Genomic DNA, 18,195 nt, shown 5'->3' with positions numbered 1-18,195 from the left:
TTTTTTATATTCCAAATAATACTTTAATTTTTGTTAGAAATGTATTATAATAATGATGTAAATGACGAATGAAAATATAAATATCTTTAAAAATGTTCGTAAAAATGGTTAAGGAGAATGATTATGAATAAAAAAGTAAGGCGTATATTCGTAAATAAAAAAGCAGGTTTTGATGTTGCAGCAAAAGCACTTTTAAAAGATTTGGTGGAAAATCTAGGAATAAAAGCTTTAGAGGATTTATCCATATTAAATAGATATGATGTTTCAGGTATAGATGACAGTGAATATGAAGAGGCTAAAAAAATCATATTTTCTGAAAAAACTGTTGATGATGTATATGATGAAGCTTTTATGCTTGAGAGTGAAGATAAGGTGTTTGCTGTAGAATATTTGCCAGGTCAGTATGATCAAAGAGCAGATTCCGCATGCCAGTGTATTAAAATACTTACAGGAAATGAGGAAGTTTTAATTAATTCTGCGAAAATAATCATTTTAAAAGGAAATATAAGTGATACAGATTTTAATAAAATAAAAAAATATGTTATTAATCCTGTTGATTCAAGAGAAGCATCACTTGATAAACCAGAAACCCTAGAAGTTACATATGATCTTCCATATGAAGTTGAAATTATAGAAGGCTTTACTAATATGTCAGACATAGAACTTGAAAAATTCTTAAAGACAAATGGACTTGCAATGAGTATGGAGGATTTAAAGTTCTGTCAAGGCTATTTTAAGAATGAGGAAAAAAGAAATCCCACAATAACAGAGATAAAAGTTATAGACACATATTGGTCAGATCACTGTAGGCATACAACTTTCCAAACTAGACTTAATAATATAAAGTTCGAGGATGGAAAGTATTCGGATATTTTAAAAGATGCATATAAAAATTATGTTGATGCAAGAAAATATGTTTATAAAGATAGAGAAAAAGAAGTATGTCTTATGGACATTGCTGTTATAGGAATGAAGGAATTAAAGAAAAAAGGATTCTTAAATGATTTAGATGAATCCGAGGAAATAAATGCTTGTAGTATAGTAGTAGATGCAGATGTAAATGGAAAAGATGAAAAATGGCTTGTGATGTTCAAAAATGAAACTCATAATCATCCTACTGAAATAGAACCTTTTGGAGGTGCGGCAACATGTCTTGGTGGTGCAATACGTGATCCACTTTCAGGAAGATCCTATGTATACCAAGCGATGAGAGTTACAGGAAGCGGAGATCCAAGAACTAAAATTGAAGATACAACCAAGGGAAGACTTCCTCAGAAAAAGATAACACTTGAAGCTGCACATGGCTACAGTTCTTATGGAAATCAAATAGGTCTTGCCACAGGTCAGGTTTCAGAATGTTATGATGAAGGTTTTATAGCAAAGAGGATGGAAGTTGGGGCAGTAGTTGGAGCAGCACCTAAGGAAAATGTTGTTAGAGAAATACCTGAGCCTTCTGATGTTGTTATTCTTTTAGGAGGAAGAACAGGAAGAGATGGCTGTGGTGGTGCAACAGGTTCATCAAAGGAACATGATGTTAATTCCCTTCAAAACTGCGGAGCTGAGGTTCAAAAAGGAAATGCTCCTACAGAAAGAAAACTTCAAAGACTTTTTAGAAATAAAGAAGTAAGTACTTTAATAAAAAGATGTAATGATTTTGGAGCAGGTGGAGTTTCTGTTGCTATAGGAGAACTTACAGATGGACTTGATATAAACCTAGATTTAGTTCCTAAGAAATACGAAGGTTTAGATGGAACAGAGCTTGCTATTTCAGAATCTCAGGAAAGAATGGCAGTTGTAGTTAGAAAAAAAGATGCAGAAAAGTTTATGGAATATGCAGATAAAGAAAATTTAGAGGCTGTAATAGTTGCAAATGTAACTGATACTAAGAGACTTAAATTATTTTGGAAGGGAAATGCTATAGTAAATGTTTCTAGAGCATTTTTAGATACCAATGGAGTTAGACAAAATGTAGATGTTTTTGTAAAAGCACCAAAGGAAAAAGAAAATTATTTTAAAGGTAAAGAAAACAAGAAAGTAACAAGAGAAGCTGTTTTAAGTGAATTAAGAGATTTAAATGTATGTAGTCAAAAAGGACTTTCAGAGAGATTTGACAGCACTATTGGAGCAGGAACTGTTTTAATGCCTTTCGGTGGAAAATACCAAATAACACCAGCAGAGGGTATGGCAGCAAAACTTCCAGTACTTGAAGGTGATACCACAACTGGAACAGTAATGACTTATGGTTATAATCCTAAAATAGGAAAATGGAGTCCTTTCCATGGAGCAATGTATGCAGTCATTGAATCACTTACAAAACTAGTTTGTATGGGTGGAGACTATAAAAAGACTAGACTTACTTTCCAAGAGTATTTTGAAAGATTAAATAAAGAGCCAGAAAAGTGGGGAAAACCTTTTGCAGCATTACTTGGAGCACTTAAGGCTCAGGAAGTTTTCAAAACACCAGCAATAGGTGGAAAAGATAGTATGTCAGGTACTTTTATGGACCTAAATGTTCCTCCAACATTAGTTTCTTTTGCTGTAAATGTAGTTGATATAAATAATGTAATATCACCTGAATTTAAAAAAGTAGGAAGCAAGTTGGTTTTACTTAAATGTGAAAGAGATGAAAATGAAGTTCCTATATTTGATAAATTAAAGAGGAACTTTGATATTACAGTAGAATTAATTAAGAGCAAAAATGTTTTGAGTGCTCAAAGCATAAGACACGGTGGTCTAATAGAGGCTATAAGTAAAATGTGTTTTGGAAATAAAATAGGTTTTGAAATGGTAGGAGAAGAGTCTCTTTTTGAACCTGATTATGGTTCTATACTTTTAGAAATACCAGAAGCCTTGGATTTAAAAGAAATATTTAAAGATATAGACTATAAAGTGATTGGTAGAACAATAGAAGAAGATAAAATAATTTTAAAGGATTTTTCTATAGAACTTAAAGATGCCTTAAAAGCTTATACTGAACCTTTAGAAAAAATCTTCCCAACAAAGGCAGAGGCTGAGAGTAAAATAAATCTATCTTTGTATGACGAAATAAAAGCTAAAGAGGTAGAAAGAAAATCACCTTTGATTAAAGTGGCACGTCCAAGAGTATTTATACCAGTATTCCCTGGAACTAACTGTGAGTATGATTCTTCAAGAGCATTTGAAAGAGCAGGTGCAGAGGTTAGTACTTTTGTATTTAGAAATATGAAAACAAGCGATATTGAAGATTCTATAAATAAGATGGTAGAAGAGATAAATAAATCACAGATAATAATGCTTCCTGGTGGATTTAGTGCAGGTGATGAGCCAGACGGTTCTGGAAAGTTTATAGCAGCTGTATTAAGAAATGAAAAAATCAAAGAATCAGTGGCAAAACTTTTAAATACAAGAGACGGTCTTATGTTAGGAATATGTAATGGCTTCCAAGCACTTATTAAGTTAGGACTTGTACCTTACGGCGAAATAAAAGAAATAACAAAAGAATGTCCTACACTTACTTACAATAATATAGGAAGACATGTATCTCAAATTGCATACACTAAGATAGTTTCAAATAAATCCCCATGGCTTTCTAATGTTAAGAATGGTGATATTCACAGCATACCAATTTCACATGGTGAAGGAAGATTTGCTGCAAGCAGAGAAGTAGTAGAAAATCTTATAAAGAATGATCAAATAGCCACAAGGTATGTAGACTTAAACGGAAATTCAAGTTATGAAACAGAGGTTAATCCTAATGGTTCTGTGCTTTGTATAGAAGGAATAACAAGTCCAGATGGTAGAATACTTGGAAAAATGGGGCATTCAGAAAGATTCTCTAGAGGAACTTATAAAAATATAGTTGGAAATCAAGATCAAAAAATATTTGAGAGCGGAGTACAGTATTTCAAATAATTATAAGTAGAAGAAATAATTTTGCAAATGCAAGGTTATTTCTTCTATTTTTTTGATAAAAAAGTAGTATAATAAATATAGAGAAAAGTTTAATGACGATTATTATTAAAATAAAAAACTTATTAAAATGTATAAACAACATTTATATTAGTACGATACTATAAATAGAGGTGGATATAATTACCTAAAATTATGAAGCTCAAATATTATTTGATGAAATTTTTTTACTTAATATAGATAAGCAATAAGAAATTAGTTTGTGGAGGTGATATAGTGACTCAGGAAAATATAAAGAAATTTTTAGAACAGTGCAGCATAAGTGGTAAGAAGGCGGACTTTGTATTACCTAACTTAGCTAAGAAAGCAAAGTTCTATTATATACCAACCTTAAGCAGCGATTTTTATGAAATACAAAGGTTTGTTAAATTTGATGATGGTAAAGAGTATGCTGTAATGTTTACTGATATGGATGCAGCAGAAAAATTTTGCCAAAGTCATTCCTATATGGATAGTATACATGAGGTTTCAGCACAAGAGATACTAAAGGAAGTATTAAAACTAAAAAGTATAAATGGAGTAAGTATAAATACCAATGATAAATCTCAACTTGTTATTGATAAAAAGATTACGAGGCTTCTTTTTAGAGAATATTTACTTCAAGAATTTTATATGAAGGGTGGAGCCTGGTGTATTTTTAAAAATAGAAATTATATCATGTACGAAGTTAAAAAGGGAATTAAATCTATACCAATATTTATAGAAAAAGAAGAGGCTTTTAGAAGTCAAAAGATGTTTAAGGAAAAAACTACTGTCGAGTTTTTAATGTGGAAGGATATTATTGATTTTTCTTTTAAAGCAAAGCTTGAATATTTAATATATGCACCTGATTTACCATATGCCACATTTTTAAAATACCAATGTTTTAATTGGATTTATGATTCATTGGCTGTAGCCAGCAGTATTTAGGTAAAACCAGCGCAAAGTTTTGTGCTGGTTTTATTCGAATTTATTATATTGAAAATTATGGAGGAAAAATATGCAGAGAAAAAAGAATTGGAAAATTGCTATGCCAATTATAGATAATGATGATATACAAGAAGTTATGGAAGAAGATTTTATTATAAAAGATGACACTGAAATAGAACTAAGGAAAATTGAAAATATATCATTGGAAAATAGGCAGGCTAAGAAAGTAACTATAAATCAAAGTATTTTTAAAAATGTAGATTTCAATAATAGTGAATTTAAAGGCATTGATTTAACAGATGTTATATTTGAAAAGTGTGATTTGTCAAATGTAGATTTTACGGAATCAGTTATATATAGAGTTCAATTTAAAAATTGCAAGCTAATGGGTATAAATTTAACAGAAAGTACTCTAAACAATGTAGCTTTTGATAATTGCATGGCAAGGTATTCTCTTTTTCCCTTATTAAAATGTAGGAGTGTAATTTTTAAGGAGTGCAATTTTGACAGTGCAGATTTTTATAAATGTAATTTTAATAATGTTGAATTTATAAATTCAAGTTTAATTGATATTCAGATACACGAGACTAAACTTAAAGATATTGATTTGAGTAGTTGTGATATTGAAGGTATTAATCTTAATATAGATGATTTAAGGGGATGCATACTTCATCCTGAACAAATGTTTTATTTTGCCAGACTTATAGGTGTTATATTAAAATAATTATATATTTTAAATGATCAAAAACAAGTATATATCTGTGAAATTCGAATTTAAATCTAATGGTATAAAGAAAAAAACAAAATACATATAAAAAGAAAGACGAAATATGTCGATAAAACACGAACAATAACGAGAAAACAGTTTAGTTTAACTCCATAATGTTATATGCCTGTGGAATTATATATATAAGCAATATTATAATTATAAAGGCTATAATAAATGGAGTTATATTTTTTTTATTTATAAACGTTTAGTTTTTTTATAATAATTAAACGTTTGCAAAAGACATTCTTAAGCCCTCAGACTGAAGCTTTAAAATATATTCTTTAAAACTTAGCCTAATTTAAGCAATAAATACTTAAAAACGGAGGACTTTATTATGAATTTTAAACTATTGGTTATCAATCCAGGTTCAACTTCGACCAAAATCGCAGTATTTAATAATAACGAGGAGATTTTATGTGAAACTCTAAGGCATTCATCTAAAGAACTTGAAAAGTACGAAAATGTTCATGAACAGTTTGAGTTTAGAAAAAATGCTATATTGGAAGTTCTTAAAAATAACAATTTTCATGTTAAGGAAATAGATGCGGTAGTGGGGAGAGGTGGACTTTTAAAGCCTATTGTTGGAGGAACCTATAAAGTTAATAAGAAGATGTTAGAGGACCTAAAAATTGGAGTTCAAGGAGAGCATGCATCCAACTTAGGTGGAATAATTGCAAATAGTATTGCAGAGAAACTGAAAATTTCAGCTTATATAGTAGATCCTGTTGTAGTAGATGAGATGGAGGATATAGCTAGATTTTCTGGTATACCAGAGCTTCCTAGAAAAAGTATATTTCATGCATTAAATCAAAAAGCAGTTGGTAAAAGATATGCTAATGAAATAGGAAAGAAATATGAAGATTTAAATATTATAGTTGCTCATATGGGAGGCGGAGTCTCTGTAGGAGCTCATAAAAATGGTAGAATAATTGATATTAATAACGCACTTGATGGAGAAGGTGCTTATTCACCAGAAAGAAGTGGAAATGTTCCATCAGGTGATTTGGTTAGATTATGCTTTAGTGGTAAGTATACTAAAGAAGAAATTCTAAAAAAGATAACAGGTAAAGGTGGACTAGTAGCATATTGTGGAACAAATAATGCTTTAGATATACAAAACTCTATACTAAAGGGAGAAAAAACCTTTAAACTTGTTTATGAAGGTATGGGATATCAAGTTTCTAAAGATATAGGAAGTGCTGCAGCAGTTTTAAAAGGAAAAGTGGATTCAATAATATTAACTGGGGGTATAGCTTATGATAATATTATAACTAACTTTATAAAAGAAAGAGTAAGCTTTATAGCACCAATAACTATATATAAAGGTGAAGATGAAATGTTAGCACTTGCCGAAGGAACCTTAAGAGTTTTAGAAGGTAAAGAAGAACTTAAGGAATACAAATAATAAATTCAAAATGAACTGTACTTAAATTATGTAAGTGCAGTTTGTTTTTTATGAAAGCATTTAATATAGTTAAATTGACTTTGACTATATTAAAGTTTATCATTAGAGTAATTAAATAATACTAAGTTAAGGTGGAGATAACAATGGAATACATAATAATAGGAGTTATAATAGTAGTTTTAATGTTGGCAATTTTCATTAGAGTTAATGGGATAAAAACAGAAATAAAAGATATAAATGTTAGATTAATGAGAGCTGAAAAAAGTATAAGAGGTGAAAATCTTGATTTAGAGAACAACGTACACAATGTAAATCATAAATTTGAAGAAAACATTTCAATGGATGTTGACTATGAAATAAGAGAACTTCTTAAAAATGGGAATAAGATTCAAGCAATAAAAAGGTATAGAACAATTACTAATACGGGCTTAAAAGAAGCAAAGGATTATATAGATTCCTTAGACATATACGGAAATTAAAGATAATTTAAACGAAATAAAAATGTAGGCATAAAAACTATATAGATTACCACCCTAATAAAGGGAGGTGGATAATTTGAATAGAGAAAAAGTTAAAGAGATACTGGCATCCAAGGGTGTTATAGAGGTGAACTATAAAAATGAGCCAGTTTGGCTTGAAGCTATAAGTACAGATAAGGATGGAAAAATACAGGTAAGATCTTTGGAGACAAATAAGCATTTTTATGTAGATATTAAGGATTTAAAATAATTTTATTAATATAGAATAAGAAAAGAAGGTAAATGAAATAATCATTTACCTTCTTTTTTTATAATTGGTTCTGTAGGATTTGTATATATTGTTTTGTTCGTATAATAAATAACCATACCTGGCTTAGCACCAGAAGGCTTTCTTACATTTTTAACCTCAGTATAATCTACAGCTACATTTGACGATTCTCTAGCTTTACTATAGTAGGCTGCAATACTAGCAGCTTCATAAAGCGTACTTTCTGGTATATCACCAAAATTTTTTACTATAACATGAGAACCAGGTATATTTTTAGTATGAAACCATATATCTCTTTTATCTGCAAATTTTAGGGTTAAATAATCATTTTGCTTATTATTTTTACCTATGTATATATCTATTCCATCCTTTGACTTAATGTGCATAGGTTTTGATACTTTATCTTTTTTCTTTTGTTTATTCTTTTTTGAAAATCTTATATATTCTGTGTCCATAAGCTCTTGACGTATATCTTCAATTTCGCTATAGGTGTCACTGTTTTCTATATTTGTTAAAACAGATTGCAAATACTCTATCTCTTCTGTGTTATTTTTAATTTGTATTTTAGCATTTTCTTCTGTTTTTTTTAGTTTGTTATATTTTTTAAAATAACGTTGAATATTTTCAGAGGGAGTCTTGTTTTCATCCAATTTTATAGTTATTGTTTCGCTATTTGGTGAATAGTAATTTAATACATCCGCTTTCTTATCTCCTTTTTTTAGATTATAGATGTTTGAGGTAAGTAGTTCTCCGTATACTTTATATAAGTCTTTACTGTCACATTCTTTTAACTCATCTTCATAAATTTCATTTTTTTTCTTACATCTTTCAAGGTTGGTATTTACTATTTTTTGAAGGTCAGAGGATCGATTTTTTAATCTTTCTGTTTTATCTTTTTCATAATAGAAATCTTGAACCAAAAAAGAAGGAGTTTCATATTTCTTTTCAGTAAAATCCTCTAAATAATTTAATTTTAAGCAGTAAAAGTCTTTAACAAAATTGTTAGTTGAATAAGAAGCAAAGTAAAATTCGTTGTTTTTGATTTTAAGAAAAATATCATTGAGGTAAAGTGAAAAATCTTTTAATGAATTGTATTTTTCAAGGTTAAAGTATAATTCTTTTGAGAAGGTTGAGCTAACTCCAGTAAATATTTTTGAAAACATATTTTGATTTTGTACTATGTTATTCTCTTCAATATAATTTGTAAAAGCTTCATATTCAAAACTCAAAGGATTAAGTTTTGTGCTCTTTGGAGGAAGAACAAACTTGCATCCAGGAAGAAGAGTTCTATACCTATTTACTTCAGGAGTTATATGTTTAATACAATCCATTATTAAATTATCATGTTCTCTAACAAGAGAAATGTTACTATGACGTCCCATTATTTCTATATATAATTTATATATACTGTTAAAACCTAATTCATCCGTGGTTTCAAAATCCATTATTACTATTCTGTCGCTTTCAACCTGATCTATTTTTAAGATTCTAGAATTTAAAAGATGCTTTCTTAAAACCATACAGAACATAGGTGCTTTTATAGGATTGGTTTTCATTAAATCCGTAAAATGAAGCTTAGGATAGGTTGGATTAGCACTTATGAGTAACTTCAAGTTCGAATTTTCAGTGGTTCTTATAGTTAAATTTATCTCATCCTTCTCAGGTTGGTTTACCTTTGAAACCTTTCCGCCTAATAATTTACTTTTTAATTCGTTTAGTATGCTATGTATGTATATGCCGTCTAATGCCATGTAATATCAATTCCTTTCATTGAAAAGTAAGATGTCAATTGCTTTTAGTATAACATTTATATAGAAAGTAGTTCAACTATAAAGGTTAGAAGAAATGAAAAATTTCAGGTTGGATTTTATGGAAAGTTTAGATATAATTAATACAGATTAAAACATTGATAGAATTTTAAAAGCGTTAGAAGGGAGGAAAAGTAGGTTTTTAGGAACTTACTTGAATAGATATGTTTGATATAAGTGTTTTCGAGGATATGGCTTTAGAAGAAAAGTATGAAAATATGGTTATTATGCTTAAAGGACTTACAGAAGGTGAGGAAAGCAGTATAACAAAAGTATCCAATGCGTCAGCGGTCATAAACGCATTAATAGATAGAATTAATTGGTGTGGCTTTTACATAAGAGAAGGAGAGGAATTAATCCTTGGACCTTTTCAAGGTATGCCAGCCTGCACTAAAATAAAATTTGGTGAAGGAGTTTGCGGAACTGCATTTAAAGAGAAAAAAGTCATGAGAATAGAAAATGTACATGATTTTAAAGGACACATAGCTTGTGATGCAGCTTCTAATTCTGAAATAGTACTTCCTATTATTGATGGAGATGAAGTTAAGGCTGTTTTAGATATAGACAGTGAAGAGGTAGGTAGATTTACTAGCATAGAAGAAAAATATTTAAAAAAATGTGTTGAAGTTCTAGAAAAAAATATAAATTGGAATATAAAACTCTAAATATAAGCTATTGAAGGTAGTCTTTTAAGTAAGGCTACTTTTTTTATTTTATATTTAAATTTATCTATTTTAAAAAAATTGCATATAAATATTTAGTGTAGAAAATTTCAAAAGGAGAAATGAAATTGATTAAGGTTAGTCCAAAGGCTTCAATAAGAACTTTTGTTTTTCAAAATGGAGATAAAAAGGATTTTCCACTTTTTACAATAGGGAAAAATAGTTATATAAATGATATGAATATTCAAGTCTCCACAGGTAACGAAATTATAAACATTCATATAGGTAATTACACATCTATTGCATATAATGTAACATTACTAATAGATAGAAATCATAATTATAAATCTATTTCAACATGTCCTATGCTGGAGGTAAGGAGAAAACTTCATAGAAAAGGTCAAATAATAATAGGACATGATGTCTGGATTGGAAATAATGTTACCATATTGTCAGGAGTAAGAATTGGGAACGGAGCTGTTGTGGGAGCAGAAACTTTAGTCACTAAAGATGTAGAGCCTTATGCAATTGTAGTTGGAAATCCTATGAGAATGATTAAATATAGATTCCATAATAAAGAAATACAGAAGCTTCAAAGCATACGATGGTGGAATTGGGATAAAAGCAAAATAGATAATAATATTAAGTGGTTTGGAGAAGAAATAGAGGCTTTTATTGATGAGTTTTATGAAGATATAAACATATGTACAGATAAAAGAAATTCAAAAGATATACTATTTATTTGGGATTTTAATGATAAATATTCTATATGGAAAAAGGTCTTAAAGGAATATTTAAATGTATTTTCAAAAGAAGATAATATTAAATTGGTAATAAAGATTAAAAAAGAGGATGAGTTAAATATTGGTGAAATTCATAAGCTTATTGGAAGCAAAAAAGATGCAGCAGAGATTTTAGTTACAAAAGAAGCTGATGAAAAAAGTTTGTTTAAAGATGCAAATTATTTTATAACAACTAGAAGCCCTAACACTATGAAGTATATTGATTGGGCTGACGAATTCAATGTGAAATTATTGTCTGGAGTAGATTTTCCTATTTTTAAGAAGCAAACTATTATAAATTATCTATGAAAATTGTCTTGAATACAAAAAATAGAAATTATAAATAACACCTAATTAGGTAAATAAACTACATTATTAAAGTTATATATAATTTAGTTTGAATTTTAGGTACTTTTTGTATATTTAAGCATTTGATTGAATCTATAAACTATTTTATAATATTATAGGTTAATAGTAAAAATAATACATACAAAGGGGAGAAAAAAATGAGAAATAAGTTTAAGGTTTTTTGTGTAGTGTTTTTAATTGCAGTACTTGGATGTTTTTCTAGTGTATTTGCTGCAAGTAATCAATGTGTTAAAATTAAAAAAAATATGCAAAATAATAGTAATGTAAGAAATTTTATAAGGGAATCTGATAATCAAATTGATCAATATTCAAAATTGTTAATGCATATGGATAACAACAATTTTAAAGATGAGTATGGGCATACAGTAGTAAATAATAATGTTATAGTAAATAACATTACTAAAAAGTTTGGTACTGGTAGTGCTAGTTTTAATGAAAAAAATTATTTTACAGTAGCTGATAGTAATAATGATTTTAATCTTGGAAATGATGATTTTACTATTGATTTTTGGGTATATCCTACTAGTTTTAATGGAACAAATTCATTGTTTGCACAGCGTAAAAATACGGCAACATATAGTGGAATGTGTATTTATATAAATAGTAATGGTGAATTAGAAATAAATGCAACTTCAAATGGTACATCTTGGGATATAGCACAATTATCAGTATTAGCTTCTAATATTCAATTGAATAAATGGAATCATATTGCAGTATGTAGGCAAGGAAATTATATCTATGGCTTTGTTAATGGTATAAAAGGTTCTAAAAGTATACAAATTCATTCAGCTATATTTTCAGATGAATCAAATGTTAGTATAGGAGAAGAAGAAAATGGAATTACATCTCTTAATGGATATTTAGATGAGTATAGAATTAGCAAAGGAATAGCACGTTGGACAAATGATTTTATTCCTCCAAGTTATCCATATGATACTGCAACATCAATGTCATTAGATAAAACATCATTGGATGTAAATGTTGGAGAAACTAATACATTAAATGCATTAATAGTACCAAATGATATAACAAATAAATCTGTAATATGGGTATCAAGCGATCCGAGTATAGCAACTGTAGATAAGGATGGAAAAGTAACTGCTATAAAAAAGGGAACAGCGACTATAACAGCAACGACACAGGATGGAAGTAACTTAAGTGCATCATGTACTGTAAATGTTAAAGATTCAGCCACAATAAGTTTAAATAAAAGTACAGACTCCATAAATATAGGTGGAATAGATAACTTAGTGGCAACTGTTAATTCATCAGATGTAGGGGTAACATGGACATCAAGTGACAATTCTATTGTAACAGTAGATAAAGATGGAAAAATAACAGGAATAAAAGCAGGACAGGCTACTATAACAGCCACAACTGCTGATGGAAAAACTGTGTCATGTGTAGTAACAGTAAATAGTTCAGATAAAGCAGTACTTAGTATAACTATGACAAATGGACAAACTAAACAATATAATGTAAACATGGATATAGTTAATGATTTTCTATCTTGGTATAACTTAAGAGCAGCAGGCAGTGGAAATTCGGTTTTTAAATTTGATGTAACTGAAAGTTCAAATCCTGATATTATATCAACTGAGTACGTTGTATTTAATCAGATATGTACTTTTAGAGTGGATGATTATAAAAATAAATAAAAAGTTATAAATCTATAGAAGATGCCTTTTAGGTGTCTTCTATTTTGTTATTTATACGATATGATGCTTTATTACAATATTTTATTAGAAAAAGTTTTCTGTATTTTTTAGTACAAACAAATATTTTTTAAAATGCATAAATACTATCTTGCTAAAAAGGTTGAATTTAAATGCAAATAGTTATTTTAATTACATACTTGTATAATTTTACATAATGTTCTATAATAATGATGTAAGTGTAAAAAATACTTATATTAAGGGGGAGACAAAAATGAAAAACAAATTTAAAATTTCAGTATTAGTATTTCTAGTGGTTATATTTGGATGTTTTACAAGTGTTTTCGCAGATAGTACTAGTGGAAATCATAACCAAAAAAACAATGTAAATGGTTACATGAGTAAGGCAACACAGCTATCGTTAGATAGAACTTCAATGTCATTACCATTAGGAGGAACAGATAACTTGGGAGTAAGTACTGATGCTACATATGTACAATTGGCATGGACCTCAAGTGATCCAAGTGTAGTCTCAGTAGACTATTCAACTGGAAAAATAACAGCATTAAAAATAGGAAGAGCTGCGATAACAGTAACTCTGCAAGATGGAAGTAATTTAAGTGCCTCATGTGATGTGCAGGTATATGGAGAAACAAAGATAAGTTTAAATAAAACCACTGATTGGATTGATATGGGTGGAACAGATAATTTGTCAGCAACGGTAAGTCCATCATATTTGGGAGTAATATGGTCATCAAGTGATCCAAGCATAGCAATGGTAGATCAAAATGGAAAGGTAACAGCATTAAAAGAAGGAACAGTTACTATATCGGCAAATATTATGCAGGGTGGTAATTTTGCTTCGTGTACAGTAAATGTTATAAATACAGCAACTATAAGCTTAAATAAAACTACCGATTTAATAGCTGTAGGTGGAGAAGATAATTTATCAGCAACAGTGAATCCTGTAGGTGTAGGAGTAACATGGACCTCAAGTGATCCAAGCATAGCAACGGTAGATTCAAATGGAAAGATATCAGGAATTAAAGCAGGACAAGCCAAGATAACGGCTACAGCTGCTGATGGTAAAACAGCAGAATGTTCTGTAACAGTAAAGTCTGAGCAAGTTAAATTGACAGTATATATGGGATATGGTGTTGCAAAGGAATATGATTTATCCGAGGATGAAGTTAACGATTTCATAAATTGGTATAATGCTAGAGCAAATAATCAAACAACTAAAGCATATTATGTATTTAACGTATTAGGAAAAAAACAATATTTGCTATTTGACAAAATACAGACCTTTGATGTGGAATAAGGGCTCTATAATATAATTGATAAAAATAGAAGATGTTTAATATTTTAAAGGTCTTCTATTTTTATTATATATTTAATAGAATACTAATTTTCTGCAATATAGTTTTACAAAGAAATATATATTAAGGAGAAAATAAGAATGAAAAACAAGGTTAAACTTTCTTTAGTAGTGTTTTTAATGGTTATGCTTGGATGTTTTACTAGTGTTTTAGCGGATAGCACAGGTGGAAGGTATCAACTTAAAAATAATGTTAGTGGATATAATAGTATGGCAACATATATATCATTAGACAAATCCGAAATATCATTAACATTAGGTGAGACGTATACATTATTATCACACAACAATTCTTCCAATGGAAATGTGCTGTGGACCTCAAGTGATCCAAGCATAGCAACAGTGGATTCAAACGGAAAAGTAACTGCATTAAAAACAGGAGAAGCTACAATAACAGTAGCTCTGCAAGATGGAAGCAATTTAAGTACTTCTTGTTTAGTCAAAGTCAAAGAGTTAACAACTATAAGTTTAAATAAAACTATCGATTCAATAAAGGTAGGTGAAGAAGATAGTTTATCAGCAGTAGTAAGTCCCGTGGGAGTAGGAGTAACGTGGGCATCAAGTGATAGCTCTATTGCAGCAGTAGATGCGTCTGGAAAAATAAAAGGAATAAAACCAGGACAAGCTGCAATAACCGCTATGACTTCTGATGGTAAAATAGCTACATGTTCTGTAACAGTAACAGATCAAGAAGTCAAGAAAGTTAAATTGACATTGTATATGGGAGATGGTGTTACAAGGGAATATAATTTATCAGAGGATGAGGTTAATGATTTTATGAATTGGTATGACACTAGAGCAAATGACCCAAAGCTTAAATCATATTATATATTTAATGTATTAGGGAAAAAACAATATATATTATTTGATAGAATAAAGACATTTGATGTGGAGTAGATAAAAATAGTTATTTTTTCAGAGTTAAATGATAGATAATAAATATCATTTAGCTCTTTTTTTGAAAATTATTATAATGTTTAATGTATAACAAGTATTTAAAAAATATTAAATAAAAAGTATATAAGAAAAAATATATGTCAATAATTTGAAATATAAGTAGTTAATGTATAAGTGTGGTGGGTTTAGTTGAGCGAATTAAAAGTTATAGATTTAGATGAATATGACATAAAAAGAGAAGAACTTATGGACATAGATATGAAGTCAATTTGTAGTTATAATGTATTTCCCTTTTATTTTGATGAAAGTAAGGTTTGTGTTGCTTCTTTTAATAAAGTATCCAAGGATATTATAAATGATTTGAAATTCTTACTTAAGAAAGAAATCTTTGTTTACACAGGCTATAAAGAGCAAATTGAAAAGTACATAAAAATATATACTAGTTTGGAATTAGGACATAAGGCTATAAAGGATATGAAAAGAGAGGAGCAAAATCAAAAGGTTTATGAGGTTAAAAAAACACAGAATTATTCACCCTCAGTACTTCTTGTTGATTCAATAATTGATTTAGCCTTAAGTAAAAATGGAAGTGATATACACATTGAACCTTTTAAGGGAGGCGCAGCTGTTCGAATAAGAATTGATGGAGTTCTTAAAAAGGTAATGGATTTTCCATTTAAAGCTTATGAATCTGTTTGTATAAGAATAAAGATAATGTCAGATATGAATATTGTTATAAAAAAAGCCCCTCAAGATGGAAGAATGTACTACAAAAATTGTGATTTTAGAGTTTCTAGTATACCAACTATTTTCGGAGAAAAAATTGTAATAAGAATACTTTATAGAAAAAGTACTGAATTGAGTTTTAGCGATATAACAGGAGAAAATAAAGATGAAATTGTAAATTTGTTTGAAAAGCCCTATGGAATGCTTTTGATCACGGGTCCTACGGGAAGTGGTAAAAGTACTACACTTTATTCTGCAATGGCAAAGCTTAATTCAGAAGAAAAAAATATAGTTACAATAGAAGAACCTGTGGAAATGATTATAAAAGGAATAAACCAAATTAATGTAAATAATGAAGCGGGAATTACATTTTCCTCCGGGCTTAAAAACATTTTACGTCAGGATCCAGACATAATAATGGTTGGAGAAATAAGAGATGAAACAACTGCAGAGATAGCAGTAAGAGCAGCAATAACAGGGCATTTAGTATTAAGTACACTGCATACTAATGATGCCTTTTCAGCCATTAATAGATTGTGTGATATGGGAGTTAAGAAATATCTTATACTAGATGCATTAAATGGAGTTATAGCTCAGAGACTTGTTAGAAAACTTTGTATTCATTGTAAACAAGAATATAAACCTAATGACTATGAAAGGGAAGTACTAGGTCTTAATTCAAAGGCAGTATTATATAAAGCAAAAGGCTGTAGTAGGTGTGATTTTACAGGCTATAGCGGAAGAAAAGCTGTATTTGAGATTATTAATATAAATGATGAAGTTAGAAGCATGATGAGTAAAACGATAACTGCCGAAGATATTAAAAAGTACTTTATAAATAAAGGGATTAAAACATTAAAAAACAATGGAATAGAACTAGTAAAAAGCGGAGAAACCACCTTTAATGAATTTAAGAGAATAATTTATAACATTTAAGGAGTGTATTAATGAAACAGTATAAATATAAAGCTGTGAATTTAGAGGGGAAGGTCATAAAAGGAGAGACATTTTTAGGTAGTGAGTTTGAAATTGTAATGGAACTTAGGAATAATAAATATTTTTTGACGTCCTTAAAGGAAAGTAGAAAAATGCTTATTAAGAGTAGAAAAATAAGGAGTAAGGAACTCTATATTTTTTCAAAGCAAATGGCTTATATGATGAATGCTGGTTTTAATATATGTGAAAGTTTAAATATACTTAAAGATAAATTTCAAGGAAACATGCAAAGATTAATTATTTTTATAAAAAAAGGTGTTGAAAATGGTAATTCTATATATAAAAGTATAGATGAAGCAGATAGTACTGTACCAAATTTTTTTAAAAGTATGATTCTTATAGGAGAAGAGTCTGGAAATTTATCTGAGGTATTTAAAAATATGGCAGAGCACTATAAACATCAGTGGAGAACAGAAGAAAAAATAAAAAATGCTGCCACATATCCAACTATCGTATTTGTTTTTACAATGTTAGTTTTGGTGTTTTTAGTTTCTAGAGTAATTCCCAAGTTTATAGATACATTGAATTCCCTTGGAGGAAAGCTGCCTAAAATAACCGAGTTTTTATTAAATATAAGCTATTTTATAAGAGGAAATTTTATAATTATACTTGTAGCAATTTTAGTTTGCTTTGTTTTCATTAAAAAAGTAATGAGTATAGAAAAGAATAGGCTAAAGGTAGATAAGTTAAAATTTAAACTGCCATTACTTAAAAATATATATAAAAATAAAATAGCACTAAGGTTTTCAAGTGCGTTGTACATACTTATTAAAAGTGGTATTGATGTAATAAAAGGAATGTACATAGCTTCTGAGGTTTTAGAAAATTCTTATGGAGAAAAATGCATAAAAGATGTAATCGAAGAGTTGAGAAATGGTGAAAGTTTTAGAGAAGCGTTTACTACTATGGAGATTTTTAATAATCAAACTAAAGACATGTTTATTATGGCAGAGGAGTGTGGAAACATAGAAGAAATTATGGGAAATATATCAGAACTTTATAAAGAACAATTCAATGATGATCTTAAAAGAATAATAAATTTTATAGAACCATGTATGATAATAATTTTAGCTGTATTTGTTGGAACCATAATAATATCTTCAATACTACCTATGATTAATATAATGAATTCTATATAAAAAAG

14 protein-coding genes are annotated in these 18,195 nt (G+C 29.0%); 13 read left to right on the top strand and 1 reads right to left on the bottom strand.

The window, feature by feature from the left end:
• Positions 1-123: 123 nt before the first annotated feature.
• The 6 genes from CLFE_RS12210 (at position 124) to CLFE_RS12185 (ending at position 7,760) form a co-directional block, all read left to right on the top strand.
• The gene (locus CLFE_RS12210) at positions 124-3,891 is read left to right on the top strand and encodes a phosphoribosylformylglycinamidine synthase (protein ID WP_077894038.1); all 3,768 of its coding nucleotides are present in this window, start codon (positions 124-126) and stop codon (positions 3,889-3,891) included.
• Positions 3,892-4,164: 273 nt separating this feature from the next.
• Complete coding sequence (locus CLFE_RS12205) at positions 4,165-4,857, top strand: hypothetical protein (RefSeq protein ID WP_077833660.1); 693 nt, start codon at positions 4,165-4,167, stop codon at positions 4,855-4,857.
• Between the two features lie 70 nt (positions 4,858-4,927).
• Entirely contained in the window at positions 4,928-5,581 is a 654-nt protein-coding gene (locus CLFE_RS12200) for a pentapeptide repeat-containing protein (protein WP_077853120.1), read from the top strand.
• A 379-nt stretch (positions 5,582-5,960) separates the two neighbouring features.
• Entirely contained in the window at positions 5,961-7,031 is a 1,071-nt protein-coding gene (buk, locus tag CLFE_RS12195; RefSeq protein WP_077894037.1) for a butyrate kinase, read from the top strand.
• A 143-nt stretch (positions 7,032-7,174) separates the two neighbouring features.
• Positions 7,175-7,510 carry a ribosomal protein L7/L12 gene (locus CLFE_RS12190; protein ID WP_077833663.1) on the top strand — a complete coding sequence of 112 codons (336 nt, stop codon included), beginning with the start codon at positions 7,175-7,177 and terminating at the stop codon, positions 7,508-7,510.
• A gap of 67 nt (positions 7,511-7,577) precedes the next feature.
• Positions 7,578-7,760 (top strand): H-type small acid-soluble spore protein, encoded by a 183-nt coding sequence (locus CLFE_RS12185; RefSeq protein WP_242950839.1) that lies wholly within the window; start codon positions 7,578-7,580, stop codon positions 7,758-7,760.
• A 41-nt stretch (positions 7,761-7,801) separates the two neighbouring features.
• Here the strand turns inward: CLFE_RS12185 and CLFE_RS12180 are convergent, their stop codons facing one another.
• Positions 7,802-9,529, bottom strand: coding sequence for an Rqc2 family fibronectin-binding protein (locus CLFE_RS12180; protein WP_077853118.1), 1,728 nt, complete (start codon positions 9,527-9,529; stop codon positions 7,802-7,804).
• 221 nt (positions 9,530-9,750) lie between these two features.
• Here CLFE_RS12180 and CLFE_RS12175 point away from each other — a divergent pair, with 221 nt between their 5' ends.
• From CLFE_RS12175 to CLFE_RS12145, 7 genes are all read left to right on the top strand, one after another.
• A complete protein-coding gene (locus CLFE_RS12175) occupies positions 9,751-10,251 on the top strand; it encodes a GAF domain-containing protein (protein ID WP_077853117.1) in 501 nt (166 codons plus the stop codon).
• A 125-nt stretch (positions 10,252-10,376) separates the two neighbouring features.
• Complete coding sequence (locus CLFE_RS12170; protein ID WP_077894036.1) at positions 10,377-11,339, top strand: CatB-related O-acetyltransferase; 963 nt, start codon at positions 10,377-10,379, stop codon at positions 11,337-11,339.
• Positions 11,340-11,536: 197 nt separating this feature from the next.
• The gene (locus CLFE_RS12165) at positions 11,537-13,057 is read left to right on the top strand and encodes an Ig-like domain-containing protein (RefSeq protein ID WP_077894035.1); all 1,521 of its coding nucleotides are present in this window, start codon (positions 11,537-11,539) and stop codon (positions 13,055-13,057) included.
• A gap of 271 nt (positions 13,058-13,328) precedes the next feature.
• Entirely contained in the window at positions 13,329-14,375 is a 1,047-nt protein-coding gene (locus CLFE_RS12160; RefSeq protein ID WP_169850971.1) for an Ig-like domain-containing protein, read from the top strand.
• A gap of 138 nt (positions 14,376-14,513) precedes the next feature.
• Complete coding sequence (locus CLFE_RS12155; RefSeq protein ID WP_077894033.1) at positions 14,514-15,329, top strand: Ig-like domain-containing protein; 816 nt, start codon at positions 14,514-14,516, stop codon at positions 15,327-15,329.
• Positions 15,330-15,518: 189 nt separating this feature from the next.
• Positions 15,519-16,991 carry a GspE/PulE family protein gene (locus CLFE_RS12150; RefSeq protein WP_077894032.1) on the top strand — a complete coding sequence of 491 codons (1,473 nt, stop codon included), beginning with the start codon at positions 15,519-15,521 and terminating at the stop codon, positions 16,989-16,991.
• An 11-nt stretch (positions 16,992-17,002) separates the two neighbouring features.
• A complete protein-coding gene (locus CLFE_RS12145; RefSeq protein ID WP_077894031.1) occupies positions 17,003-18,190 on the top strand; it encodes a type II secretion system F family protein in 1,188 nt (395 codons plus the stop codon).
• Positions 18,191-18,195: the final 5 nt, after the last annotated feature.

It is taken from the genome of Clostridium felsineum DSM 794, assembly GCF_002006355.2.
Lineage (GTDB): Bacteria > Bacillota > Clostridia > Clostridiales > Clostridiaceae > Clostridium_S > Clostridium_S felsineum.
The sequence above is the reverse complement of the archived record's forward strand: the minus strand, read 5'-3'. Positions and strand labels throughout refer to the sequence as shown.

Coding starts and splice junctions, on each gene's coding strand:
- CLFE_RS12210 (WP_077894038.1), top strand. CDS start 124: ATGAATAAAAAAGTAAGGCGTATATTCGTAAATAAAAAAGCAGGTTTT.
- CLFE_RS12200 (WP_077853120.1), top strand. CDS start 4,928: ATGCAGAGAAAAAAGAATTGGAAAATTGCTATGCCAATTATAGATAAT.
- buk (WP_077894037.1), top strand. CDS start 5,961: ATGAATTTTAAACTATTGGTTATCAATCCAGGTTCAACTTCGACCAAA.
- CLFE_RS12190 (WP_077833663.1), top strand. CDS start 7,175: ATGGAATACATAATAATAGGAGTTATAATAGTAGTTTTAATGTTGGCA.
- CLFE_RS12180 (WP_077853118.1), bottom strand. CDS start 9,529: ATGGCATTAGACGGCATATACATACATAGCATACTAAACGAATTAAAA.
- CLFE_RS12175 (WP_077853117.1), top strand. CDS start 9,751: ATGTTTGATATAAGTGTTTTCGAGGATATGGCTTTAGAAGAAAAGTAT.
- CLFE_RS12165 (WP_077894035.1), top strand. CDS start 11,537: ATGAGAAATAAGTTTAAGGTTTTTTGTGTAGTGTTTTTAATTGCAGTA.
- CLFE_RS12160 (WP_169850971.1), top strand. CDS start 13,329: ATGAAAAACAAATTTAAAATTTCAGTATTAGTATTTCTAGTGGTTATA.
- CLFE_RS12155 (WP_077894033.1), top strand. CDS start 14,514: ATGAAAAACAAGGTTAAACTTTCTTTAGTAGTGTTTTTAATGGTTATG.
- CLFE_RS12145 (WP_077894031.1), top strand. CDS start 17,003: ATGAAACAGTATAAATATAAAGCTGTGAATTTAGAGGGGAAGGTCATA.